At 64.7% G+C, this 24,099-nt stretch carries 28 protein-coding genes; 19 read left to right on the forward strand and 9 right to left on the reverse strand.

Going from position 1 to position 24,099, the window contains the following annotated elements:
* The first annotated feature begins 97 nt into the window (after positions 1 to 97).
* The gene (locus E1809_RS20560) at positions 98 to 373 is read left to right on the forward strand and encodes a hypothetical protein (RefSeq protein WP_133206101.1); all 276 of its coding nucleotides are present in this window, start codon (positions 98 to 100) and stop codon (positions 371 to 373) included.
* 60 nt (positions 374 to 433) lie between these two features.
* Here the strand turns inward: E1809_RS20560 and E1809_RS20565 are convergent, their stop codons facing one another.
* Positions 434 to 661: an arsenate-mycothiol transferase ArsC gene (locus E1809_RS20565; RefSeq protein ID WP_133206102.1), complete on the reverse strand. Its 228-nt coding sequence runs from the start codon at positions 659 to 661 to the stop codon at positions 434 to 436.
* A 129-nt stretch (positions 662 to 790) separates the two neighbouring features.
* On the opposite strand from E1809_RS20565, the gene E1809_RS20570 reads away from it, so the two are divergent.
* From E1809_RS20570 to E1809_RS20585, 4 genes are all read left to right on the forward strand, one after another.
* Positions 791 to 1,294 (forward strand): GNAT family N-acetyltransferase, encoded by a 504-nt coding sequence (locus tag E1809_RS20570; RefSeq protein ID WP_133206103.1) that lies wholly within the window; start codon positions 791 to 793, stop codon positions 1,292 to 1,294.
* Between the two features lie 3 nt (positions 1,295 to 1,297).
* Positions 1,298 to 1,477 (forward strand): hypothetical protein, encoded by a 180-nt coding sequence (locus tag E1809_RS20575; RefSeq protein ID WP_133206104.1) that lies wholly within the window; start codon positions 1,298 to 1,300, stop codon positions 1,475 to 1,477.
* A gap of 117 nt (positions 1,478 to 1,594) precedes the next feature.
* Entirely contained in the window at positions 1,595 to 2,500 is a 906-nt protein-coding gene (locus tag E1809_RS20580; RefSeq protein WP_133206105.1) for an SPFH domain-containing protein, read from the forward strand.
* Positions 2,497 to 2,718 carry a hypothetical protein gene (locus E1809_RS20585; RefSeq protein ID WP_133206106.1) on the forward strand — a complete coding sequence of 74 codons (222 nt, stop codon included), beginning with the start codon at positions 2,497 to 2,499 and terminating at the stop codon, positions 2,716 to 2,718. Before E1809_RS20580 ends, E1809_RS20585 begins: the two co-directional genes overlap by 4 nt.
* 935 nt (positions 2,719 to 3,653) lie before the next feature.
* On the opposite strand, the gene E1809_RS20590 is transcribed toward E1809_RS20585, so the two are convergent.
* From E1809_RS20590 to E1809_RS20600, 3 genes are all read right to left on the reverse strand, one after another.
* Positions 3,654 to 4,541, reverse strand: a complete 888-nt coding sequence (locus E1809_RS20590) for an ATP-grasp domain-containing protein (RefSeq protein ID WP_165962428.1) — start codon at positions 4,539 to 4,541, stop codon at positions 3,654 to 3,656.
* Positions 4,542 to 4,763: 222 nt separating this feature from the next.
* Positions 4,764 to 5,954: a hypothetical protein gene (locus E1809_RS20595; RefSeq protein WP_133206108.1), complete on the reverse strand. Its 1,191-nt coding sequence runs from the start codon at positions 5,952 to 5,954 to the stop codon at positions 4,764 to 4,766.
* Positions 5,955 to 5,957: 3 nt separating this feature from the next.
* On the reverse strand, positions 5,958 to 6,299 hold the full coding sequence (locus E1809_RS20600; RefSeq protein WP_133206109.1) for a hypothetical protein: 342 nt from the start codon (positions 6,297 to 6,299) through the stop codon (positions 5,958 to 5,960).
* A 233-nt stretch (positions 6,300 to 6,532) separates the two neighbouring features.
* Between E1809_RS20600 and E1809_RS20605 the strand changes: the two genes are divergently transcribed.
* Entirely contained in the window at positions 6,533 to 7,297 is a 765-nt protein-coding gene (locus E1809_RS20605; RefSeq protein WP_235835701.1) for an HNH endonuclease family protein, read from the forward strand.
* A gap of 847 nt (positions 7,298 to 8,144) precedes the next feature.
* Here the strand turns inward: E1809_RS20605 and E1809_RS20615 are convergent.
* Complete coding sequence (locus E1809_RS20615) at positions 8,145 to 9,353, reverse strand: hypothetical protein (protein ID WP_133206112.1); 1,209 nt, start codon at positions 9,351 to 9,353, stop codon at positions 8,145 to 8,147.
* A 275-nt stretch (positions 9,354 to 9,628) separates the two neighbouring features.
* On the opposite strand from E1809_RS20615, the gene E1809_RS20620 reads away from it, so the two are divergent.
* From E1809_RS20620 to E1809_RS20630, 3 genes are all read left to right on the forward strand, one after another.
* Positions 9,629 to 9,823 carry a hypothetical protein gene (locus E1809_RS20620; RefSeq protein WP_133206113.1) on the forward strand — a complete coding sequence of 65 codons (195 nt, stop codon included), beginning with the start codon at positions 9,629 to 9,631 and terminating at the stop codon, positions 9,821 to 9,823.
* Between the two features lies 1 nt (position 9,824).
* Positions 9,825 to 10,310, forward strand: coding sequence for a hypothetical protein (locus tag E1809_RS20625; protein WP_133206114.1), 486 nt, complete (start codon positions 9,825 to 9,827; stop codon positions 10,308 to 10,310).
* Between the two features lie 815 nt (positions 10,311 to 11,125).
* Positions 11,126 to 12,181 (forward strand): LacI family DNA-binding transcriptional regulator, encoded by a 1,056-nt coding sequence (locus E1809_RS20630; protein ID WP_133206115.1) that lies wholly within the window; start codon positions 11,126 to 11,128, stop codon positions 12,179 to 12,181.
* On the opposite strand, the gene E1809_RS20635 is transcribed toward E1809_RS20630, so the two are convergent.
* Both E1809_RS20635 and E1809_RS27510 read right to left on the reverse strand, forming a co-directional pair.
* A complete protein-coding gene (locus E1809_RS20635) occupies positions 12,138 to 12,569 on the reverse strand; it encodes a hypothetical protein (RefSeq protein ID WP_133206116.1) in 432 nt (143 codons plus the stop codon). The genes E1809_RS20630 and E1809_RS20635 overlap by 44 nt on opposite strands.
* The gene (locus tag E1809_RS27510) at positions 12,566 to 12,997 is read right to left on the reverse strand and encodes a hypothetical protein (protein ID WP_235835702.1); all 432 of its coding nucleotides are present in this window, start codon (positions 12,995 to 12,997) and stop codon (positions 12,566 to 12,568) included. The genes E1809_RS20635 and E1809_RS27510 overlap by 4 nt, the downstream gene beginning before the upstream one ends.
* Before the next feature lie 416 nt (positions 12,998 to 13,413).
* On the opposite strand from E1809_RS27510, the gene E1809_RS20645 reads away from it, so the two are divergent.
* The 8 genes from E1809_RS20645 to E1809_RS20680 all read left to right on the forward strand — a co-directional run bounded on the left by E1809_RS20645 (position 13,414) and on the right by E1809_RS20680 (position 20,053).
* Positions 13,414 to 14,535: a substrate-binding domain-containing protein gene (locus tag E1809_RS20645; RefSeq protein ID WP_133206117.1), complete on the forward strand. Its 1,122-nt coding sequence runs from the start codon at positions 13,414 to 13,416 to the stop codon at positions 14,533 to 14,535.
* Between the two features lie 79 nt (positions 14,536 to 14,614).
* On the forward strand, positions 14,615 to 15,661 hold the full coding sequence (locus E1809_RS20650) for an ABC transporter permease (RefSeq protein WP_133206118.1): 1,047 nt from the start codon (positions 14,615 to 14,617) through the stop codon (positions 15,659 to 15,661).
* Positions 15,658 to 16,452 carry an ATP-binding cassette domain-containing protein gene (locus tag E1809_RS20655; protein WP_133206119.1) on the forward strand — a complete coding sequence of 265 codons (795 nt, stop codon included), beginning with the start codon at positions 15,658 to 15,660 and terminating at the stop codon, positions 16,450 to 16,452. The genes E1809_RS20650 and E1809_RS20655 overlap by 4 nt, the downstream gene beginning before the upstream one ends.
* A gap of 767 nt (positions 16,453 to 17,219) precedes the next feature.
* On the forward strand, positions 17,220 to 17,672 hold the full coding sequence (locus E1809_RS20660; protein ID WP_133206120.1) for a hypothetical protein: 453 nt from the start codon (positions 17,220 to 17,222) through the stop codon (positions 17,670 to 17,672).
* Positions 17,673 to 18,028: 356 nt separating this feature from the next.
* Complete coding sequence (locus E1809_RS20665) at positions 18,029 to 18,517, forward strand: single-stranded DNA-binding protein (RefSeq protein WP_133206122.1); 489 nt, start codon at positions 18,029 to 18,031, stop codon at positions 18,515 to 18,517.
* 394 nt (positions 18,518 to 18,911) lie between these two features.
* Positions 18,912 to 19,109, forward strand: a complete 198-nt coding sequence (locus E1809_RS20670; protein WP_133206123.1) for a hypothetical protein — start codon at positions 18,912 to 18,914, stop codon at positions 19,107 to 19,109.
* Positions 19,110 to 19,247: 138 nt separating this feature from the next.
* Complete coding sequence (locus E1809_RS20675) at positions 19,248 to 19,622, forward strand: hypothetical protein (protein ID WP_133206124.1); 375 nt, start codon at positions 19,248 to 19,250, stop codon at positions 19,620 to 19,622.
* A 116-nt stretch (positions 19,623 to 19,738) separates the two neighbouring features.
* Complete coding sequence (locus E1809_RS20680) at positions 19,739 to 20,053, forward strand: hypothetical protein (protein ID WP_133206125.1); 315 nt, start codon at positions 19,739 to 19,741, stop codon at positions 20,051 to 20,053.
* A 359-nt stretch (positions 20,054 to 20,412) separates the two neighbouring features.
* Here the strand turns inward: E1809_RS20680 and E1809_RS20685 are convergent, their stop codons facing one another.
* Together E1809_RS20685 and E1809_RS20690 are read right to left on the reverse strand one after the other, a co-directional pair.
* Positions 20,413 to 20,607 (reverse strand): hypothetical protein, encoded by a 195-nt coding sequence (locus tag E1809_RS20685; protein ID WP_133206126.1) that lies wholly within the window; start codon positions 20,605 to 20,607, stop codon positions 20,413 to 20,415.
* A 332-nt stretch (positions 20,608 to 20,939) separates the two neighbouring features.
* A complete protein-coding gene (locus E1809_RS20690; RefSeq protein WP_133206127.1) occupies positions 20,940 to 21,992 on the reverse strand; it encodes a LacI family DNA-binding transcriptional regulator in 1,053 nt (350 codons plus the stop codon).
* A 304-nt stretch (positions 21,993 to 22,296) separates the two neighbouring features.
* On the opposite strand from E1809_RS20690, the gene E1809_RS20695 reads away from it, so the two are divergent.
* Together E1809_RS20695 and E1809_RS20700 are read left to right on the forward strand one after the other, a co-directional pair.
* Positions 22,297 to 23,265 carry a carbohydrate ABC transporter permease gene (locus E1809_RS20695; RefSeq protein ID WP_205754282.1) on the forward strand — a complete coding sequence of 323 codons (969 nt, stop codon included), beginning with the start codon at positions 22,297 to 22,299 and terminating at the stop codon, positions 23,263 to 23,265.
* Positions 23,262 to 24,080, forward strand: a complete 819-nt coding sequence (locus E1809_RS20700) for a carbohydrate ABC transporter permease (RefSeq protein ID WP_133206129.1) — start codon at positions 23,262 to 23,264, stop codon at positions 24,078 to 24,080. The genes E1809_RS20695 and E1809_RS20700 overlap by 4 nt, the downstream gene beginning before the upstream one ends.
* Positions 24,081 to 24,099 lie beyond the last annotated feature (19 nt).

A 24,099-nucleotide genomic window follows, 5' to 3' on the forward strand; every position in this document is an offset into this window, starting at 1 on the left:
CCCGCCCCTCCGGATCCGCCACGATCCGACCCGCTTCTACCGTCCGGGGCCCGAAATGCAATACCCGGACCCCACGATCAATCACCCGGAGCCCCCGATGACCACTCCACAAATCAACCAGTTCCTCCAGGACTGCATCATCCACGATGACGCATCCGATACAGGGATCACCCCGGACGCGTTCTACGGACTCTACGTCAGCTGGTGCGCGCTGAACCTAAAAGTCCCTCTCCCCGACCCCGCCTTCCGGACTGCCCTGCGCCTCGCGGGCCTTCGCATGGAAAGGAACGGGAAGAACAAAAAGAGCGCCTTCCACGGCCTGCGCATGACGGGACTGGCAGCGGTGGACTACATCCTCAACAGCAATCCCTAAAACACGCTCTACCAGACCCGGCACCGCGCACCTTCGCCCCGCAAACCCCGGACTCGTGTTCTATCTTCGCCGCAGGCCCACTGGATCGGAGTGTTCGCCGGTGATGTCGATGCCCAGCCCGGTGGCCGGGTCCACGGCCTCGGTGGTCGGCCCGGTCCCGGGTTTGGTTCCGGCGGCGGAGACGGTGACGTTGTCTCCCGCAAGGTCACGCATGAGGCCGGCGGCACGTTGTGATCTGCCGCCGTTCCTGCTGCAGACGAACAGCACGGCGGGCTGTGTTTGGCCCATAAGGGCTGGTGGCTCTTTTCCTAAAGGTCGTGCCGAAAGTCCAATGCCGTCGTGGATATGTCCCGCACCGGATCCGGCACGCCTCGGGAACTCTATTGATAGTTGTCGATATCCGGGCATCATGGATGCATGACTTTGCTCAGGGGCATGCAGGACGCCGACTGGCCGGAGGTCCGCCGGATCTACCAGGAAGGCATCGACACCGGGCAGGCGACGTTCGAAGCGGCCGCCCCCGGCTGGGCGAGCTTCGACGCGTCGAAGCTCCCCGCCCACCGCCACGTCGCCACCACCTCCGACGGCACAGTCCTGGGCTGGGCGGCCGTCTCGCCCGTGTCCTCGCGCCTGGCGTATGCCGGAGTGGTCGAGCATTCCTTATATGTCGGCTCCGAAGCCCGTGGACTCGGCATCGGCAAAGCTCTGCTGCAGGCACTCATAGCTTCGACGGAGGCCGCAGGGATCTGGACGATCCAAGCCAGCGTGTTCCCCGAAAACATCCCCAGCCTCCGCCTCCACGACAAAGCCGGATTCAGCGTGGTCGGCCGCCGGAACCGCATCGCCCGCATGTCCCACGGCCCCCTTGCCGGGCAATGGCGGGACACGATCCTCATCGAACGACGCTCGCTCCGCGTTTAAGCGTTGAGCGGCACGGCCGGCGACGCCAGCCTCAGCGGGACCTTCAGCGGCGACCACGTCGACGTCATCGTGGTAGGGAACGTCAAGCCTGCGGACGGGACGGCATTCGAAGGCGGGCATGAGGCCACCGTCCCGACCGGGACGCTGACCGGGGCGACCAACGAGGCGCTCACACCCACCTGACCCTCCCGGAACCCGGGCGGTGCGCGGGTCGAAGTGGTTGGCGAAAATTCTGACTCTGGTCGCAATCCTCGTTAAGTGATATCACTTAGATATCACTTTTAGTGTGAGGAGCGGATCATGAGCGCAGCGTCTCCGGCCAACGGGCGGAAGGCAGAACCCGTCGGGCACGCCGGCGCGAGGGTGGACATCACCCAGCGTCCAGCCCTTAGCCTCAACGGCTGGCTCGGCGTGCTTGCCTCCGCGGCGTGCACATGGTGGGCGGTCGCCGCTGCTACGAGTGGGTGGGTATGGCTGCCGATCTTGATCGGCTTGTTCATCGTCACCGCGCTGCAGGTGGTTGCGCCCGGACAGACCGCCGTCGTTCAGTTCCTCGGCCGTTACGTTGGCACGGTCCAGCGGCCGGGTTTCTGGTGGGTCGTGCCGCTGACCGTACGTCGGCAGGTCAGCATCCGTGTCCGCAACTTCGAGACCGACCACCTCAAGGTCAACGACGCCGACGGGAACCCCGTTGAGATCGCCGCGATCGTCGTATGGCAGGTGGCCGACACCGCCAAGTCGACGTACGCCGTGGACGACTACCGGAATTTCGTCTCCGTGCAGGCCGAGTCGGCGCTGCGCCACGTCGCCACGAGCCACCCCTACGACGACCCCAGCGGCACCGGGACCTCCCTGCGCGGCTCGACAGACCTGGTGGCCGCCGACCTCGCCCGGGAGGTCGCCACCCGCGTCGCGATCGCCGGCGTCGAGATCATCGAGGTCCGTATCTCGCACCTCGCCTACGCTCCCGAGATTGCCCAGGCCATGCTGCGCCGCCAACAGGCCAACGCGGTCGTGGCGGCCCGCTCGCGAATCGTCGAGGGCGCCGTCGGCATGGTCGAGCTGGCCCTGAGCCGACTGGCTGAGCACGAAATCGTCGACCTCGATGAGGAGCGCAAGGCGAGCATGGTCAGCAACCTCCTGGTCGTGCTGTGTGGCGAGCAGCCTCCGTCGCCCGTCGTCAATGCCGGCTCACTGTACACATGAGCGAGCGTGACCCGGGCCAGCGCCGCCACGTCCTGCTGCGTCTCGACCCTGCCGTCCACGGCGCCCTCATGCGCTGGGCCGACGACGAGCTCCGGAGCTTCAACGCCCAAGTCGAGGTGCTCCTGCGCCGGGCCCTCCAGGAGGCCGGGCGGATGCCCCAGCACGCCAAACCACTCCCACACCGCGGCCGCCCGAGAGACCCGGACCCGGACCGGTGAGAGCGGTCGAGCGGCAGCTGGAGCCTCCGAGCACCTGCCGGCCGACCAAGGAGCCCTCGATGCAGGTCCTCATGATGGCGGAAAGGGATCGCTTCAGACAAAGCATCACAGTGCAAGTCAGAGGGGGTGGCAGGTTCGGGTGTACCTGGATCCCACCCCGGAGCACGTGAACGTCAACACGCTGGACCTTCGTCGGTTGGCTTCGGTAACGGCGCTTGACGGCCCAGTTGCCGTCGCGCCGGGTCCGGCAACTGCGAGGGGCATAACGATGCCCGGATCCTGTCCTCAAACGTACAATGGCCGATCCGCTGGCTTGCAGACGAAGAAGGGCGGCTGTTCTACCGGTGCAAACGGGACGATCAGCCATCGGCTCCCGTAGTACTCCACATACGAGTCCGCCGGGCAGCGGGAATAGGCTTCTTCACGGGTCATTTGGGCACTGCTTTTCCTGGTAAATAGTGGAGCTGCTTTATTAACGGGAACCTCGCCGGTGCTGCTCCTTTCAGGGGAGCCGGTTCCCGAGGTCGCTCGCGGTAACTATGTAAAGCGTAGAAAGCGACGGTCGGCGCCAGAAGGCTTCCAAAGGTTCTCCGCTTTAACAGTAAAAGTGCACGTTTTGTGCGTTTCTGCACCAAGGTGACGCCGGGCGCATCGCTTTCCAAGTGCTCCCGGATTTACGGATGCCGTGTTGTCGGACGACGCTTTGCGTCCGCACGGTCGACACAGGGCCTGTCCCTGACAGGCCGGACGAGCACAACACGGCAGCAAGCTTCACGAACCGCAGCGGCCGGAGCGCAGCATGATGATGGCGACGTCGCCCCTGATGACCATCGCGGCAGAGGTCGGAGCCGGGCTGCGATTTCAGACGATGCCCACCTCCCGGTCAAGGTCCTTTCCCGGTGAGCCGGATTGTTTGGCCAGCACCTTTGCCTGTCTCAGGCGACCAGCGTCTGCGCAAGGGGGAGTGGCTCGGCGGCGGCAGCGGTGAGCGGGTCCGGGTGCCACCCCCAGTCAAGGCTCTCCATTTGGGAGGCCAGGATCGCCGCGACGACTCCATCTGGATCGCAGTGGCAGGGCTCGGCCGACCAAGCCGGCCTCGCGTCGACCACGGCCCACTGCCGGCTGTCGAGACGGCCGATGTCGAGGCAGTATCCGGGCGCCTGGTCCTCCGGGCCCATGGCATCAGCGACATCCTGCGCGAAGCGCCGGGCGTCCCCGGTATCGGGGCCTTCGTTCCGGCTGTGGGCTTGCCACGTTGTCCCGGCTCTGCCGTGGCCGGAGCGCGTGTGGCTCACCGCGGTGACCTGGCCCTGGACGAGGAAGCTGCGGAACTCCTGGGCGAAGGCGACCGGCCCGGACACGATCGTCGGGAGCCAGTTCAGCTCTTGCGTGGAATAGGCCGGGAAGGCACCCAGCACGTGAGCAAGCAGGGAATCGGCATCCGGGTGAACCCGGCCGCCGAACGCCTGGGACTCGTGCTGCGCGGGACTGACAAACAGCGGGCGGTGCCACGGGCGGAACAGGTCCCCCAGAATGCCCGAGCGCAGTGGGCGCCCGAGGAACTCCTGCGGCAGGCGGCCCAGCCACGCCGGGTCAGGAGAGAGGAATGCGTGAGGGCCGGTCTTGACGAGCCTGGCTGCCCAGGAGCCTGAACACCAGTAGGCCGCCCGGCCACGGGGGTCCGGCTCCTCCAGCCCCAGGGTGTGGACGACCGGGACGAAGGCACTCGCTCCGAGGTATCTGGCGATCCGGGCCGAGGCCACCACCTCGAGGCGCGTGTCGCCCGCGCCTCGGGCGCCGCTGGTCCAAATCGCCATCGACATGCTGTCCCCGCCTCCATCCGGACGCCAAGGGCTTTCCCCCTGAGCCCAAGTGTCCCACCGTCCGCCGGATCGCGTCATGGGTACCCTGTACTCAAAATTCATGCTGCCCTGGCGGGTCACCACGTGGCACCGCGGCCCGGGTACTCACCCCGGCGGGACGACGCCCTGTGCCTGCCAGGCTGTCCCACACAGTCAGCGGGGCCCACACCGCTTGCCTCTCCGTCACCGCATCGGCCTGCCGTCCCTGTCCTGTTCGAACTTCGCGCGTTTCTGTGTCTCCTCGCGGGCCTTGTCGCGGATGTAGATGGCATCCTTATGCGCGATCGGCGCGTCATGGATGTCGTGCGAGCCGCGCAGGAAGTTCTCGGTCCGGTCGGCGATCGAGTAGGCGACGGCTTGTTCAATCACGGCCGCTGTGTCGTGCACTTCGCGGAGTTCCTGCTGCAGGCGCTCAAACTGCCTGGCCCGGCCTTCTTCCAGTTGTTCCAGCGCTGTCATGCGTTCGGCTACGGATCCCAGCAGCGGGTCCTGCGAGCGGAACAGCGCTGCAGCCGTTTGTGTCGCCGGATCGGTGTCCAGGCGGACGTCCAGCTGCGCCAGGAGGAAGGCTGTCACCAGCGCCCCCTGGCTGAGTCTCCGGGTGAAAGCTTCTGCGGCTTCTTCAGGGACCGCGCGCTCCCGCATCGCCGCAGCTTTCAATTGCTTGCGCAAAGCATCGACGAGCAACCGCGGCAGGTTCCGGACCTGCGGCGGGGTGTCCATGCCCGGCACTCGGAACGCTGAGTCCGGCAGTGTGTTGCCGCCACCGATGCTGCCGCCCTTCACGCCGCCCGTTGACGTCAGAGCCTGGACGGCGTCCTGGTCGTCGCTCTTCCGCCGGGCCGGGATGCTTCTACCGGCCTCATGCTGTGCTGCGCGGGCATCCTCGGAATCATGCGCCGATTCCGGCTGCCCGGCCCGGTTCGCCTGATCCGAATGCGGCTCGACAGGCTCGTCGCGGGCACCAGGGGCTGCCGCACCGGTGCCGGCGCGGGGAGCACTTGTGCCGGCGGTGACGACGTCCGCAGGCGCGCCACCGGAGCCGGAGCCGGCCGCGGTCTGTGTCCGCCCGGTCTCCCTGTCCTTTCGGGAGGAGGCATCCGGCACCAGTCGGTTGTCGTGATCCGGTCCATCCACCTCGTGCTCCGACGCTGCCCGCGGATCGGCGACAGCGTCTTCGTCAGGGACCATCGGTCCGTCATTGAAGGTCGGTTCGCCCGTCTCCGGCGTGGCGTCGGTCCGGCCGTCAAGGGTGTCCGGGGCCGCGCCGGTACGCCGGTACGGGTCCAGGTAGGACGTGTCGACCTCCATGACACCGCTGTCATCGGCTTTCGCGTCCTCCAGCATCTGGTGCCAGTCCACGAGCCGGACCATGGCTTAGAGTTCACCGTCCTCATCGTCGAAAAGGTAGTTGCTGTCGCCGCGGGTGAGGCCGATCAAAGAGTCGAAGCCCTGGGTGACGACGCGCTCGAGGTTCGCGCTGTTCGTGGACAGTGCCTTCACCTCGTCGACGAGCTGATTCATCCGGGCGATCTCCAGCGTCGGCAGGTCGTAGTCCTGGTTTTCACGGCGGATCTTCTCTGCGATGGCTTCGGCCATGTACTCGTTGACGGAGCTGAACCCGCGGCGCTTGGCCCAGTACCCGGCCCTCTGCTTGTCGTCCGGGTCCAGCCGCACGACGGTGCGTTCGCGCCGGTCCTTGTTGATCGTCCCGGCCATCGCGGACCTCTTTTCGACACGTCGTTTCGCTTCGTTTCTGAATCCATAGTACTCATGATTAGAATGATCGGCGATAGCTCAACCAGTCATGTTTGGAAGGGATGTGAGGTTCAGTTGATCGACGCGGTGAATCCCGGATCCCTGCGAGCAGTACTTCCGTCTGCTCAGCAACGAGCCCTTCGGCATGTCCTCACCGTGGCGCCCGTATCCGGCATCGAACCGCAAAGGAACCCGTGATCTCCCAGTCATTCCGCCCCGGCACTATCCTCGCCGCATTGTTTGCTGCAGCCCTGGCCGTCGGCACCCTGGCGGGATGCCAGGCGCCCGGCGCTGTCCCTGCGGCTCACGGCCCGACGGCAGGATTCTCCAACCCGGCGCAGCCCGGCGCGACAAGCGACGCCGCGTCGGCTTTGGCCACGCTGCCAGTGAAAGGACGTGCGCCCAAGACCGGCTATGACCGTGTGGTCCAGTTCGGCGCAGCATGGACCGATGCCTGCGGGGACCTCTGGTGCCGCAACGGCCTGGACACCCGCAACGATATCCTCTCGCGTGATCTGACCGACGTTGTCTGCAGGACGCCGGTACCCGCTGCCGCGCCGCACTGCGTGGTGGGATCCGGCACCCTGGCTGATCCGTACACGGGCACGACCATCAGCTTCGTCCGGGGATCGGCCACCAGTAGCGCCGTCCAGATCGACCACCGGGTGGCGCTCTCCAATGCCTGGCAGACCGGCGCGCAGCAGCTGAGCCAGCAGCAGCGGATCGACCTGGCGAATGACCCCCTCAACCTGCAATCCACGGACGGGCCGACCAACCAGGCCAAGGGAGACGGTGACGCCGCGACCTGGCTCCCGCCGCACAAGGGCTACCGCTGCGACTACGTCGCGCACCAGATTGCCGTCAAGAAGAAGTACTCCCTCTGGGTCACCCGGGCCGAGCACGATGCGATGGCATCTGTCCTCGCTTCGTGCCCCGGACAAGCACTGCCGACGGCATAGCCGGCGCCTTCCGGGCGCCACGCACGGAAGACCGGCCCGTGGGCTGATGCTGATCGCTCGTTTCTTAAGGGCAGGGCAAGAGAGGAGCGGGCCCGCCGCGTGAGAGGTAGGCTATGCATCCAAGAGCGGTCCGAATCCGCGGAGGTTTTCTTACAGTGTTCAACGGCGGAGGCGCAGGATGAACATCGGGGCGTTGGTGGCGGTCGCGGTTGCCCTATACATCGTGCTGGTCGTGCGCCGCAGAAAATGAGCCACGCAGACGAGCCGCAGCGTCAGATACCGGGTCCGAGGACGGCAACAAGGATCAAGATGCCGTAGGAGCTGCGCGACCGGATCAACGACGGTGCGGGAGAGCGGGGCTCTCTGCCGCCGCCCTGGTGACTACGAGCGTTCATACCGTTTCGAGACAGCCCGGGAGCCCAATAGACGACTGTGCGTCAGCCAGAACAGGGTCTCACGCATCGAGCACGGCGACATCGGCCGGCCCCAGGTCGATACGCTCAGGAAATACGTCGCCGCGGTCGGCGGCCGCCTTCGGGTGGAGGTTGAACCCGGCGACGAACGCATCCAGCCCGCCTGACCCGGCAACCCGGTCCGGTACGTTTGAACAACCTGGTCGTGGCTGGGAAACGAATTCCAGAGCCGAAAGACGGGGTGTGCACAAGGTGCACCCCGTTCCGGGTTTTGTTGACTGCTTCAGCTTGCAAGCGGATGCCCGCGAAAGGATTCCGGGAGGCCAATGGCTCGCCGGGGCAGTACGCCGACGACGGCACGTTGCGCGGTGGCGTGCCCGACGGGGCAGCTGGTTGTCGCCGGGATCGGCGAACATAAGCACCCGACCTCACGGCTAAACGGTTCTGCCGATGCGTGCGACGTATGTTCGACCGTTGTCGGGCCTCCGGATGAGCACCCGGCGTTTGCCGTTTGTGATCAGCCTCAGGCTGATCTTGTCGCCCTTGCGTGCGGGACCGATCGGGCTGATAACCCGGTAGAAGATGCGGAAGGTTCGTGGGATCCCTGCCGGATCCTTTGCCTGGAGCCGGATCGTGACACCGTTCCGGTCCGCGGACTTCCCGGTCACGGTGGCCTCGACCTGCCGCCACTGGAGTCCGGAGGCGAGTAGTTCCCGTATCGCGCCGTAGTCGCTCAGCTCATTGCGGAGTACGAGGGCGATCGCGGTCGGAAAGACGAGCAGGAACATGCCCATGTCCAGGGGATCAGGATGGTTCGCGTCGTTGGCACCATCGATCCAGATGTCCTGCGGATCGGCTGTATCGACGTCGAGAATTGCCTGGGTGCCTGGCCCGGGCAGTGTGTTGCAGTTCCCGTCGACTTTGGCGATGCCGTGCAAGGGGCGGCCGTTGACGGTGTAGTCCACGTCGAGTTGGCACAACGAGGTGCGGCGTGACGAGGTGTCGGTCTGTGCCGTGACCGTCCCGTCAATCCTGGTGTAGCTGGCAAATCTGTGTCTGATCCCCGCGATGACGGCCCACCCGAGCCAGGCTGTGACCGATGCGATCAGGAGGACAGCAGCGGCGCGTTTGAGCCAGAGCCTCCTGCGAAGCCAGCTTCCTTTCCACGTCGGGGGCGCGGGGTCCGGCGGCGTGGCGGCCTGCAGGCGGGTTGTCTTGGTCAGCTGGAGCCATTCTCCCGCAGCGTCGCTGCCTGTGACTGCCGACGAGGCTTCGAAGCTGATTTCGCGGGCCGAGTGGCGGGGTGTTCTCTTTGGAAGCTTGCCGGGCCCGGACGAGTTCAGGTTGGCCTTTGCCGTGAACCATGTGCGGGACATGGCGCTCGTGTTCCACTCGCCCGCGACCTTGCGTGCCGCATCCGTGCCGGTGAGCGTCCAGGGAATGTACCGCCCGGTTCCGAAGGCCCCCGGGACCAACAATCCGTCGGAAACCAGCTCTGAGATCGCTTCGAGGGTGAGTTCCCTGACCCGTCGCTGATCCGAAAGAACAGGCGTGCTCCTTGCGGCGGCCACCATGTCGGAGGCGCTGAGCCAGCGGTCGGCGGCCGCTGCCATCAGCGCCCGGCGAAGAGCGTCCGCCGTCATGCGGGCACGTCGGCCGGAAAATCACCCGGAACCCGCCCAGAAGGCATCGGTCCCCTCACGTACGTCATTCTTCCCCCGCCGCAGATGCGCTTTACGGCAATCTATCGCATCATGGCGACCCCGAACACCGAATCCCGGGGTCGTCAGCTGGCAGCCCGGCGGGTTCAGTCCGACGCGGCTGCTTTTTCGCGGGGCGCGCTGGAGCACAGCTCCAGCCGGGATTCTCTTCGAGAAGATGAATCCTCGTGTATGCAAATCCTGAAAGGACCTGAACCATGGCTACAACCCAGCCCTTCGAAAATCCCGCAGCAGCTGTCAACGCCGGTAGTCCCGACAGCCTGGCCTGGGTCTACGACCAGGTGGCCCGGCGTGCCTACGCCTTGAAGGATGCCGCGCCGTACCTGGCCAATGAAGCCTGGACGCTCTGCGGCCACGTCAACAGCCTGCGTGCCGACCGCGCAGCACGATGAAATGGAGCATCCGACGACCGCAGAAGACGCAACGACGCCGCATGCCGGCGACCGCTCCGGGTGGGAAAACGACGCTGAGCTTCAGAGCGTCATCACCCTGCTGGCCCGGCACACCGCCGGCCTGGCCGGCAGCGCCGCCGCACCCCGTACAGACGACAAAATCCAGGACTCCGGCGTCGGCGTGAACTGCGGAGAGCACTACGTCAACGACGTCGTCGCGCTGCGCGACTTCTGTTGGTGCGACGGGAGAATCCACCCGGAGGACGCCGACGGCATCCCGAGCTGTCCGCCCAACTTCGAGCACTTCGCTTCGGGCATCCTGGGGGAGTGGTACAAGCACCTCGGACGTGACGTGAGGTTCAACCGCAAACCGGAAGCCGGCGAGGCTCTCGCTGTGCTCGTGGACTGCCTCGAAAGCCTGCACGCCGACAACGCCCCATGGCCGGCAGACTTCAGCGCCGGCCGGCCCCGCTGGAGCGGTCACTGACCGTAGCCGTCGTCGAAACTGCGATGATGGCCAATGGAGCCGATAGCCTTTCCGTCTACGTTCCGCTGTTTCATTCCCTTGATGCCACGGCTTCGGAACGTTGACGCTGCTCACGTTCGCCATTCTGGTCGCAGTGTGGTGCGCGACCGGCTGTTGGCTGACGGCCCATCCGGCGTAACGGGCGCCCTTGCCGGCGGGCCGGAAACCAGGCGTCCCCCGTGGTCTACATAACGCTCGGGATCCCGATCGTCCCGCGTTCCGGGGTTCTCGCGTTGCTGCTCCACAGATGGTCCGGAAATCCGTACGCGGCGCCGGAGGGCAGACCCGGACCGGTCGGAACCCAGGACAGGTGCGTGAGGTGAGCTGAGACATGCGGTCACGAGGAGACGACTCCGCGTGGCCGCTACATTTTCAGCTTGGCGATTGCGCCCGTGCACCCGGCTTCGGTGCTGCGACGACAAGGGTCCCGGCCATTTTGTCGTGCCAGTCTTGACGCCTACCGCTGGAATCAAAGGCGGGGGACAGCAGCACGATGGTCACGCCGAGCTGACCATCGACCGTCACCGAATCACCGGAACCGCGGGGAATGCGAGCCCGAACACCATGAAGTCCATCGACCTTTGGCTGCGCGACTTCCTTGGGCTGCACTGGTCGCGGTTTCGAGCATGGCGTCGCCCCGCACGGCGGACCCACCCGCCGAGGAGTTCGTCCGGGAGTACCTGGGTGCCCACAACGCGTTCCCCGACGAGCCGGATGCAGTTATCAGACGGCTTACGGTCCTGACAAGATAGGTTTGGACATAGGAAGGAGCCGGGATGACACCGTTGTCGCCGAATGCGTCTGAACCCGGGGTGCGGCGCGCCACCATCACGGACGTCGCACGCCTCGCCGGGGTGGGGATCAAGACGGTGTCGCGCGTCCTCAACGACGAGCCCAATGTCGCCTCGGCGACGGCGGAGCGCGTCCGTCAGGCGATGGCCCAGTTAAGGTGGGAGCCCGACCTGCGGGCCCGGAACCTGCGCCGTTCGGACGGCCGCACGCACACGATCGGTCTGCTGGTTGGAAGCGTGACCAATCCGTTCGCGGCACAGGTGAACCGGGCGATCGAGGATGCCGCTGCCGTGCGCGGGTCCGCCGTGCTGACTGTCAGCCTCGACGAGGATCCAGAGCGCGAGATCGCTGCCGTCGCCGCACTCACCCGCCGCCGGGTGGACGGCATTGCGCTGATGCCGATCGCCCCGAGCCAGGCCCACCTCCAGGCAGCGATGGACCACGGTCTCGCTGTAGTGTGCGTTGACCGGGAGCCGAGGGGGATCGCCGTGGACGCCGTGCGCTCGGACAGCCGCACCGCGGCGACCGTCGCCACCCGTCATCTGCTGCGGCGTGGCCACCGACGGGTGGGGTTGCTCCTCGACCGCGAGGATCTGTGGACGGCGCAACAGCGTCGGCTCGGATTCCTCGATGCCCTCCACGCAGCCGGCATCGACCCGACGGACTGTCCGATCCTTCCCGGCCTGCGCGACGCCGAGTCCAGCAGCATGGCGGCGGCCCGCCTGATGAGGTCGGATGCCCCGCCGACCGCCCTGTTCTGCGGCAAGAACCTGATCACGTTCGGCACTGTGCGTGCCCTCCAGCACTTGGGCCTGCAGCACCGCGTGGCCCTCGTCGGCTTCGACGACTTCGAATTCGCCGACCTGCTTGACCCCGGCGTGACGGTTGTCGCCCAGCGGCCCAGTCAGATCGGCCGGCTCGCCGCCGAACGCCTCTTCGCCCGCATCGAGCGTTCGGACTCCAGGGCGCCCGAGGCAATCGATGTGCCGACGGACCTTATCGAGCGCGGCTCCGGGGAAATCCCGCCGCCCGCCCCGTGATGGCGCGTACACTTCGCCACGCATCGCCACGTACCTGATCGTCGTCGAAGGCCGCGGGAGATTGCTTGACCTCATCCGCCGAGTGCACGTCCATCGACAGGGTTTCCAAGTCGCGGCCGCCGGGCACCTGAGCGTCTTCGTCGCTGATCCTGGCCAGCAGGCAATCGCCGGCGAGCCGATCGAAGTCGGCCGCCAAGAGGTCCGCATCCACCAGCAGGCCACTCCGCGGGTTGGGGTCGACCACGAGCCGCAGCTCCGGGCTCCGGATTGATTCCTGAAGCCGGGTGGACTGGTCCGGGTCCTCGAAAGGGAAGGAGCTGATGACAACGTAGTCCGCGGCATCCAACGCGGTGCGTTTGGTACTGCCGATGGTGATTCCTCTCTTCACGGCGGCTTCGTTGAAGAAGGAGCTTGGCTCACCGTTGATGCGCTCCGAAACTGCACGCGCGGTGCCGAGGGCGGAAGTCCGTCCGAGGAACGTGACTTTCGTGGCCCCGGAGAGAGCTCCCGGATGCGGTCAGCGCCATCGTCAGCTCCGACGGTGGCGATCAGTGTCGCCAGCACACCGGGGCGGGCGAGCCCGACGGCGACGTTGAGCCGCGCGCCACCGACGAAACCCGACGATCCGCCGGTGGTTTGGATTTGGTCGATGAGGGCGTCGCCAATGACCGTGCGGTGCTGGGCATAGTGCTCCTGGTCTGTCCGGGACGGTGAGGGGTTTTTGCTCGTGGCCGGGCCCGAATTCCCGGGGGCCACGTGCGATGACTGTGCCTCGTCGTCAAGGCTGGACGCGAACACCGCAATGCCGCGCGCCACGGTCGCGTCCTGCGCGGCGCGATCGATTTCAGCGCCGAAGGGGTTGTCACGCTCGGCAAAAGAAGGCCGACCGTGAGCGTCCGCGGCCCGGTGCGCCGCAGTTTTCCGGCGGCCGTGTCCGGCTGATGGTCCAGCTGCCGGGTGGCCTCCAGCGCCCGGTGTTTGGTTTTTTCGGACACCCCGGCTGTCTGTTCACCACCCGGGAGACGATCGTGAGCCCGACGCCGGCCAAAGCAGCTATGTGTTTTATCGTGGGCCGGCGGCGGCCGGTTCAGTTGCATGCCTGGCCCGACAACGTTGTCATCCTGATGCGGTCCTTCTTTCCATTCTTCTTGACGAGCGCTTGTGAACTACGTTACACATAGTCCGACAACGTTGTCAGGCCTACCGGCCTAACAGACCTACCAGGAGATTCAATGTTGAGTTCCACCACCCCGCGCTCCCGCAAGACCAAGCTGATGGCGGTCGGAGCGATGCTTACGCTCGGCGCCCTCGGCCTCACCGCCTGCGGCGGCGGTTCCACCGCTTCGCCGGCTGCGGGCGGAAGTACTTCCGGGGCCAAGATCGGTGTATCACTGATCGTGAAGACCACCACCAACCCCTATTTCGTGGCGATGGAAGACGGCGCGAAGAAAGCTGCCGATGGCGGCAACATCGACCTGAAGCTCGCTGCGGGCAAGTCCGACGGCGACGAGGACACCCAGGTCCAGGCCATCGAGAATGCCATCTCCAGCGGAGACAAGGGCATCCTCATCACCCCGAACGGTCCCGCCGTCGTCGACGCGATCAAGAAGGCCCGCGACGCCGGACTATACGTGATCGCCCTGGACACCCCGCCTGACCCGGCCAGTGCCGTGGACATCACCTTCGCCACGGACAACTTCGCGGCCGGCAAGCAGATCGGTCAGTGGACCGCGGCGCAGCTTGACGGCAAGAAGGCCACCATCGCCCTGGTCGACCTGTTCAGCGACAAGGTTGTGTCGGTGGACTACAACCGGGACCAGGGCTTCCTGACCGGCTTGGGCATCGACACCAAAGACAAGACAAAGAATGGCGACGAGGACAAAACCGGAAAGTACACCGGCGGCAAGGGCGGTGACTACGAGATCGTCGGCAACCAGGCTTCCCAGGGTGCCGAAGACGGCGGCCGTACCGCCATGGAAACCCTGCTCTCGAAGAACCCGGACATTAATGTCGTCTACACGATCAACGAACCTGCAGCTGCCGGAGCCTACGAAGCGCTGAAGGCCGCCGGCAAGGAAAAGGGCGTGCTGGTCGTCTCCATCGACGGCGGTTGCACCGGCGTGAATAACGTCAAGTCCGGCATCATCGGCGCCACCGCGCAGCAGTACCCGGTGAAGATGGCCCAGATGGGAGTCCAGGCGATCCAGGACCTGGCGACGACGGGCAGGAAGCCGTCGGTCTCGGCCGGCCTGGACTTCTTCAACACCGGTTCGGCGCTGGTGACTGACCAGGCGGTAACCGGGCTGCAGAGCATCGACACCACTGCTGCCTCCCAGATCTGCTGGGGCAAATAACAAGAGCCGCCATGATCCGGTCCCGGGACGGCAATCTCCCGGTGACCGGTCCTGATACACCATCCATGCAGGAGCAATAGTGACCGAGCAACAAACAGCAGGACCGCCCGCCGTCCGCAAAACGGACCTTGCCGAAGAATTTCTTGACCGCAGCACCCCGCTGAGCAGAATCCGTAACATCCTCCACCGCTACCCGGCAATGAGCCCGGCCATCGTACTGCTCCTGGCAGTCATTGTTTTCGGGATACTCAACGACCGGTTCCTCCGGCCTGAGAATCTGTCCCTGATCACCCAGCAGGTCGCCGTCATCGGCACCCTCGCGATCGCTCAGACACTGATCATCCTGACCGCAGGCATCGACCTGTCCGTCGGGGCAGTGATGGTCCTGGCATCGATGGTGGTGGCACAGACCGCAGTGAACAACGGCGTCCCGGCCATCCTCGCCCTCCTCGCAGGCCTCGCCGTCGCGCTGGTCGCCGGGGCCCTGAACGGCTTCCTGGTCACCAAGCTCAAACTCCCGCCGTTCATCGTCACGTTGGGAACCTTGAACATCTTCATCGCCCTGACGCTGCTGTACTCCAACGGCGCTACCGTGCGCGGATCAAAAATGCCGGACCTTCTCACCTGGACGGGCACCACGTTCCCGATCGGCGGCGTACGGATCTCCATCGGCGTGGTCATGATGCTTTTGCTCTACGGTGTGGTCGCCTTCATCCTCGGCAAGACCGCCTGGGGCCGGCACGTCTACGCAGTCGGTGATGACAAAGAAGCCGCCCGCCTGGCCGGAATCCCCGTCAACCGGGTGCTGATGAGTGTCTACCTGGCGGCAGGGGCCGTCCTGGCCGCCGGGGCGTGGATCCAGATCGGCCGCACCAACGCGGCCAGCCCCAACGCGGGCGTTGACCTGAACCTGGACTCGATCACCGCAGTCGTCATCGGCGGAACCAGCCTCTTCGGTGGGCGCGGATCCATCTGGGGCTCGCTATTGGGTGCTTTGATCGTTGGCGTGTTCCGCAACGGGCTTTCCCTGGCCGGCCTGGACGTTCTTTACCAAACCCTTGCCGTGGGCGTGCTCGTCATCGCCGCCGTCTCCATCGACCAGTGGATCCGAAAGGTAAAGTCATGACCGCCACAGGCATCCAGCCCTCCCTGCCCGAAACCAGCCAGCCGATCCTCCAAGCCAGGAACCTCGTCAAAACCTTCGGACGCGTCGTCGGCCTGGACGGAGTGAGCCTGGACCTTTATCCCGGTGAAGTGCTGGCCGTCATCGGCGACAACGGAGCCGGGAAGTCCACGCTCATCAAATGCCTCACCGGCGCAGAGATCCCAGACTCCGGGGAACTGAAGATTGCCGGGCAAGCGGTTCACTTCAAACGCCCCCAGGACGCCCGCGCCCACGGCATTGAGACCGTCTATCAGAACCTGGCCGTCTCACCGGCGCTCGATGTTGCCTCGAACCTGTTCCTCGGCCGGGAAGAACGCCTGCCCGGCCCCCTGGGAAGCCTGCTCCGGATGCTCGACACCAAAGGCATGCGCAGGAAGGCCAAGGCAGAACTGACCCGGCTCGGGATCTCCACCCTGCAGGACGTGACCGTTCCCGTGGAGAACCTCTCCGGAGGCCAACGCCAGGCCGTGGCCGTGGCACGGGCGGCCGCGTTCGGCTCCAAGGTCGTCGTTTTGGATGAGCCAACGGCGGCACTTGGCGTGCGCGAATCAAACCAGGTCCTGCAACTCGTCAAGGACCTGCGCGACCGAGGCCTGCCCGTCATCCTGATTAGCCACAACATGCCGCATGTCTTCGACGTCGCGGACCGTATCCACATCCAGCGCCTCGGCAAATGCGCGGCCACCATTACGCCGCTGTCCCACAGCATGACCGACGCCGTGGCCATCATGACGGGCGCCGCAACCGCCTGATCGGCCTAAACAGCAAGGCGCGGCCCGGACCCCCGCACGCCCGGGGGCCGGTGCCGTGCCTGTTTCTGCGCACGGCGGTTGCTCCTGATTGAACTCAGAGGAGCATGAACAGCTCGGCTCTCCCAACAGGAAGAGCACACCCGCGCTGTAAGGGGAGAGTGTCAAACAAGCAAAGTCTCCGCGATCTTCTTGCCGGTACAGAGACTCCGGGGAGCCTCAGCTTCACGTGACCGAATGCGGCAGAAACAGGGAAGGTCATCCAACCCCGCGCCACATGACCGCAACCAGCACCAGCAAATTGTCCGGGCCCACATCCGTGTCCTGCCGTGGCCGGCGCTGACACTACCGCCCATGAGACTGCCGAGGTCTCTGCGTTCGAGCAAATTCGCAGCGCACGGCACAGGGTGTCCGGGCAGAGCCAGCACAGCTGTCTCGGGAACATCATTGGGAACAGGATTACTTGACAATGCCTTCAGTGCGACCTTGACATCAAGGCGTCTCCCTGTTTCGGCATGGGAAGAGGCACGACCGGGGCCCCTTGGCGTCAGACATGCGCGGCGCCCTCCGGTTGCGGCCGATCGGGAAGGAAACATGACCACAGTGTCTGATCACCACTCTGAGAACGACGTTCTCGAAGAGATGACCGCCCTGACTGCAGAAGATCAGGTCCCCTACGCGGAGACTGAGAGCGGCGGACGCGAGCTCGAAGCAAAACCGGCTTCACCGGCACGCTTCATGACTACCTCGACTGGATCGAGGAGATGCTCATGTCCGGCAGTCTCACACTCTCCGAGCCACGGCCCCACCAAGGGCGCAATGGACTGTTCCGCGAGCTGAGGCTCGTCACCGCAGGGTTCCCGGCTGACGAAAAGCTGATCGGGCGCGTCGAGCGGAGCCTGCCCGGTTTGAGGTACCGGGAATCCAGCCACCGCGGTGGTCTGTTCGTCTTCCAGATACCGCAGGAAGCGCTCGACAGCGATCACGTCCATGAGTGGATGGAACCGGAGACCGCCGTCTTCGGGACGATCTACCTCCTCGACGGGATCCACACGCCTCATGGAAGCTGCAGCGTCGATCCCGGGCTGGAGAAGGTCGGGCTCCCATGCCGGCAGAGCATCGACAAGAACGGCAACATCCGACGGACGCTGACCGTCATGCCGGAAGGCTCTGACGACGCCGCCCCGCGGCTGTTCACCAAGCTGCGGGACACCGAAGGCTGATCACCTGCGGGCTGTTCCGGCGGGTAACTTCACCCGGCACCACAACCGACCATCCCCGGTCCGCCGCCCGGCGTGCAAGCCGCGGCGGACCGGGGATCATCACGTCTGCACGGAGACGTCGGCGGGTCCGAAAGGCCGGGGCCGGTGAAAGCCACAAGCCTCCGATCGGCACAGCCGATCCTGGTGTGCGATTGCATGCTTCGCCGGCGACTTATCGCAATCCTGCGGCGGGCAGCCGGTGAAAAGCATCCTGATCAGCAGAGCTGATCCGGGAAAAGCCATGACAGAAGACCAATGCGTGGCGATCGGATCACCGATCCGTCGCTGGTCCAATCATCATCATCAAGGAGGACACCATGTCGAACCCCCGCAACAACGGAACCCTGCTCGGCCGTCTGGCCAACGACCCCAAAATCTTCCCCAACCAGGACGGGTCCGCGAAGGTCATGTTCACCGTCTACACCGACCGCAACTTCAAGAACGGCAACGGCGAGGTCGTCTCCGACGCGCTGCCCGTGGAGCGCTTCATCAGCAAGACCACCGACTTCCAGGCCACGCCGTACGCCCGCATCCACAAGGGCGACCTGGTGGCGCTGCAGACGGCGCTCCGTGCAAATGTCTACGAGAAGAACGGCGAGACCGTCTACGACGACATCAAGATCGTCGTCGAGGAACTCACCTTCCTCGAATCGCGCCTGGTGACGCAGAACCGCCTCGCCAAGCGCGTGACGACGGCCGAACAGAGCAACCAGCAGGCGCGGGCTGTTTCTCCGGCGCAGGCGCCTGACGTCGTGCCTGCGGGTGCCACCGCGTCGGCGCTCAAGGACGAACTGCCCTTCGGCTGATCCCGGCCCGCCGCGCACACGACCAAACAGCCGCGGCCACGGGAACCGGCTCGGCACACCACAACTGAATACCGGCAACTGGACATGCTCCGGTCATGGACCGGAAGACCCCTGTCATCGGCGCTGCCCCCGGCGCCGGTGACGGGGGTCTTCCTTTTGCCTGCGCATGGTCCCTTTGCTGATCGGCGCTGAACAACCGAGAAACAGAGAGCAGCACAGCTGCTCCGGGGTGGCTTGTGGAAGAACAACTTCAGCGAGCCATCAGGAGACACACCATGGACTGCCCCAACTGCAATGACACCGCCATGATCCCGGATGCCTTCGTCCGGAAAACACACCCCACTTGGCAGCTGTATATCTGCCCGACATGCGGCTACAGCGAAAGGCGCTGACCATGATGGAACCGAACTTCACGGCCCGCACCGACTGCCGCGCCGCACGGATCCTCATGGAGGCCTTCCCGGCGATCGCCACCTTCGACGCGGTAGGCCTGACCGCCGAGCAGATCCACTACTACCTCGGAGAGTCCGCCGGCGTCGCCTATTTCCAGCTTCAGGCACTGCGGAATGCAGGACCCGCCATCGCGGCGTAAAGGCACGAGGAACTGTTCGTAGGGTGCTTACCGCAGGCGCCAGACAGGTCATGTCCCTGTTCAAGGGACCCCACACAGCTGTGGCCGGGGATGTCCATCACGAAGAAGATCCACCGTACATGAATCGAGGGAAGCGTCATGGGCACGGAAGCCAATCCCCGCCACGACACACCACGGTATGCCGAGCCGACCGCGCAGCAGCTGGAAGAAGCCGCCGCTCTGCTGTTTCTTGCGGCAACCCAAAAGGCCCTCCACAACGCAGAGCACCTCTGGGACCTCCGGCTGGAACTGGAGGTTTCCTACACGGTCCACAACCAGCGCTGCTACCGGGTCCACGCCGCCACCCGCACGGGCGAGACGATCACCGGTGACAAAGGTTTCTACGTCCACCCCGCGAACGGCACCCCCGAAAACACAGCCTGGGGCATCGCCATGGACGCCCGCAGGGCCGCCGGAAAGCGCAAGCAGAACACCGAAAGAATCCTGAAAGGACGTTCCCGCAAAACTGCCTGACGGCCCGGAGCTGCCCACTCAAGAATCACCGGCATCCCGCCAGGCCAGGTTGACGTCCCTTCTCACGAGCTCGACTTCTCACCCCGCCCGATATCCAACAATCCAGGAGGACACTTATGAGCACCACGATCACGGCCGAGGACGCAGCCACATCACTGGGCAACCACCTCGCCGTCAACCGGCACAACAAGACCATCGAAGAAAACACCGTGGCCTGGCTTGAGAAACACCGAATTACGGTCCCCGCGCCGTATACAGCGGCGTTCCTGGCCCATCAACTCAACGACGACATCGAAGACAACACGATCCATGACGACGAGGCCGGCATCGCTTTCCGGGCTGCGCAGAACGTGCTTCCGCGCATTTTCGGACCAGTCGTGAACACCGGGTACTGGCCCGAACGTGCAGCTGACGACGAGCCGCCGTTCTGAAGCGGAGCTCAATCCGACGTCGCCCGGCAGAGGCGGACACAAACATGGACAAGGTGATGCTCGACAACGGATACACAAAGGACGGCGGCAGAGACTGGCGATGCCCTGGTCATGCACGCGCAGGGCCGGGGCTGCATCACGCCGTCGTGTGAAGAGTTCCGAGCGCAAACCTGGACGCGCGAAGTGCGCGCAGTAACTGAAAATCCACATCCCCGCAGCGATGGCGCCTACGCGTCATCGCTGCGGGGATTCTGTTTTTGTGGCACAGGAAACAAGATGAAGGTTCCCACCAAGGTCGCCAGGCCACAGAAATGCGGTCCGGGCGTGATGCGCCGGACCGCATTTCTGTCAGGTAGCTGCTAAAGGTTCACCCGTGTCGCTGTGCCAGGGACGTAGACGGTTTTGCTGAAGTACTGCGGGGTGGTTTTCGTGAAGATCCACCAGCCCTTGGTGCACCAGATCGTGCCGACGAACTGGACATTCCGGCTGCCGTACAACATTTGGATGGCAGCAGAGTTGCCGCCCTTCACCGGAACGGCGCTGACAGCAGGCACAGCACCGAACTGAACAGAGCTTACCCAGCTGCCTGACGGGCAAACCAGCCACGATTTCATCGGGCTGCCGCACGGGCCGGGTGACTGCCGGAGGCAAGACATCCGGCTCAGTGACCCGCTTCGATTTAAGCCCTGTCTGCACCAAGCTTCGCATTGCCAACGCGAGTTGGTTCCGATCGTGTGGCAGGCTGAACAAAGGAGAGGCCGAAGTGAAGCTCTGATGAGCCAGCCGGATTCCCCCGCTTGTCTGCCGAAGCCGACTTCCCTCCCGGCGCCGCGGAAGATCGATAGTCGTAGTGTTTCGCGGTCAATCGTTTGTCTCGGCCTGCACCTTAAGGCTGGTGGACCTTTGCTTGCGCGGGCGCCGCGGTCGTCTTTCGCGCTACCAGGACCGGCCGCAACACGGTGTGGACTGCCTCGGCTCGGCCATCGATGCGTTCCAAGAGAAGGCGTCCTGCAGCAGTGCCCATGTCGAGGCCGGATTGATCAATTGTGGTGATCGAGACCGGCGCCAGGGAAGTCGTAAAGATGTTGTCGAAGCCAGCCACCGACAGTTCCTCGGGAACACGGATGTCCGCGTCCCACATCGCTGTCAGGACTCCGAACGCAGCGATGTCGCAGCCGGCGAAGACAGCCGTGGGCCTTTCCGTGCGGGCGAGGATCATCTTTCCCGATTCCTCTCCACCTTCCTGGCTCCACTGTGACTGGATGATGTCGATTGCATCGCCGAGCCCGTGCCGGATCATGGCGTCAACATACCCCCGCACGCGCACTTCCTCCGGGAGCCGGGCGTCGTTCCTCCCGTCCGTCGTGTGGTTGATGTAGGTGATTCGCCGATGCCCGAGCGATACGAGATGATCGACCACCAGGTTGGCGCCGGCAAAGTCATCGGCGGCGACGGAATCGAAGTCCAGGCTGGCCCCATGGCGGCCGAGGACGACGACGGGGATGGTCTTTGCTGTAACTTCCAGTTCCTCATCGGTTCCGACGGGAGAAATCAGGACGATTCCGTCCATTCCCCGGTCGATCAGGTCGTCGACCATCCGGTTTTGAGCATCCTTGCCCGAGCCGGCAGGGGCCACCAACAGCCGGTATTTCTGCCGTTCGCACTCTCTCCTGATGCCTTCAACGAGCAGCGATGAGAACTCGTTGTGCAGGTCCGCAACGACCACGGCAACGGTGTGGGTTCGTCCGCGGCGCATGCCGCGGGCCGAGGTCAACGGCCGGTACCCCAGGGCATCCATGGAAGCCTTGACCTTTTCCTTCATCTCCGGACTGACACCGTAGGCGTCGCGCAGCACCTTGGATGCGGCAGCCGTGGAAACCCCGGCATGGCGCGCAACGTCCACAATTGTCGGCCGTTTGCCCGCCTGATGACTGCTCATGATCTGGCCACCCCTTTCGATTCGTTCACTTTAACCCGCGCCCTCGCCTGAACCGGATTCGAGTCCACTTGGCAGATCCACCGATGTGATCTACGCTATATCCAGTGTAGTACGTACTACACACGAAAGACCATAAAAGCGGTAATTTGGTGTAGAACGTACTATCCTCCAAAAAGGGCTCCGACCAGACCTATCCTGCGAGGCGGGCGTCCGGAAGGCATCCACAGCCGAGATGAAACGATCCAAAAATGGACGGATACGACCACGGTCGACCGGTCCTCGATGAAGAGAAATGGACAATGCGATGACGCAACGTGAACTCGCAAGCCCCCGCGCAGGGGGTCCTGAACCATCTGCGATCACACGCAGCGCGATCGCAGAGTCCCGGACCCGCTCACGCCGGTCGGGAACCGGCGCGAGAGCGCCGTGGTGGTTCCTACTGCCGGCGCTGGCCGTCTTTACCCTGATCGTCGTGATCCCGAGCTGGCGGGGAGCGTTCTACGCCCTGACCAACTGGGACGGCCTGTCGCCGCAGTTCGACTTCGTCGGGTTCGAGAACTTCGTCCGGGTCTTCAAGGATTCCGCGGCCGGTGCATCGATCCTGAACACCATGCTGTATGCGGTCGGCGTCATGGTGGTGCAGAACTTCATCGGCCTGCTGCTGGCGTTGGGCGTGAACTCGGCCATCCGGAGCCGCAATTGGCTGCGCGTGCTGTTCTTCGCGCCCGCGGTGGTGACTCCGTTGGTTGTGGCCAATCTGTGGCAGTACATCCTCGCTCCGGAAGGCGCGTTGAACACCGCATTGCGGGCCGTCGGCCTGGATTTCCTGGCCCAGGACTGGCTGGGCAACGCTCAACTGGCGTTGCCGGCGATCATTTCCGTGGTGGTGTGGCAGTTCGCCGGCTACTCGATGGTGATCTTCCTGGCGGGCCTGCAGAGCATTCCTGAGGACGTCTACGAAGCGGCAAGCCTCGACGGCGCAGGATCCTTCAAGACGTTCTGGAACATCACCCGGCCGTTGCTGGCACCTTCAATGACCATCAACCTGATGCTGTCCCTGATCGGCGGCCTGAAGCTGTTCGACCAGGTGCTGATCATGACCCAGGGCGGCCCCGGCAGCGCCACGGAGAGCCTGAGCACGATTGCCTACAAGGACGCATTCCAGTTCCAGCAATTCGGGTACAGCACCGCCCTGACCCTGGTTTTGACAGCGTTTGTCGCCGTCGCCTCCCTCATCCAGTTCACTCTGCTCCGCCGAGGAGAAAACAAATGAAACGCTATACCCTCAAGACAGGCGCCCTCGAGGTGGTCATGATCGTCGTCGCCCTCCTCTTCGCCGCTCCCGTTTACGTGCTGATCAACACCGCACTGAATTCCGGCGGCGTCACGGCGTCCCTGACCCCGGTCGCGAACCCGTCCTTCGACAACTTCGCCACGGCGTGGGTCAGCGGCGGCCTTGGTCCGGCGATGGTCAACAACGTCGTCATCACGGTGGTATCGGTCTTCCTGATCGTGGTGATCAGTGCCTCGGCCGCCTACCCGCTGGCGCGCATCACCCGGACCTGGTCAAAGCTGACCTTCGCCTTCTTCCTGGGCGGGCTGCTGATCCCCGGCCTGCTGGCACTCATCCCGCTCTACACCACCTTCCGCGACCTGCACCTGATCGGGTCGATCTGGGGCCTGGTCATCATCTATGTCGGCGCCCAGATGCCGTTCTCGATCTTCCTCTACGTCCAGTTCCTGAGGTCCCTGCCGCTTGATTTCGAGGAAGCAGCAACCCTCGACGGCGGCAGCCCGTTCCGGGTGTTCTGGCAGGTCGTGTTCCCGCTGATGCGGCCCATCACGGGCACCGTGGTCATCCTCAACACGATCCACGTGTGGAACGACTTCTTCACCCCGCTGCTGTACCTCTCCGGCAGCGGCACCAACACGATCCCGATAGCCATTTACTCGTTCACGGGACAGTACGTGAACCAATGGGGAACCATCTTCGCCGCGCTCATCATCGGCGTGACACCCCTCCTGATCTTCTACTTCCTCCTGCAGCGAAGCATCATCAAGGGCTTCGCAGGAGGGCTGAAGGGTTGAGCGGACGACGCACGCAACG

The sequence above is a fragment of the Arthrobacter terricola genome, from assembly GCF_004354015.1.
Lineage (GTDB): Bacteria > Actinomycetota > Actinomycetes > Actinomycetales > Micrococcaceae > Arthrobacter > Arthrobacter terricola.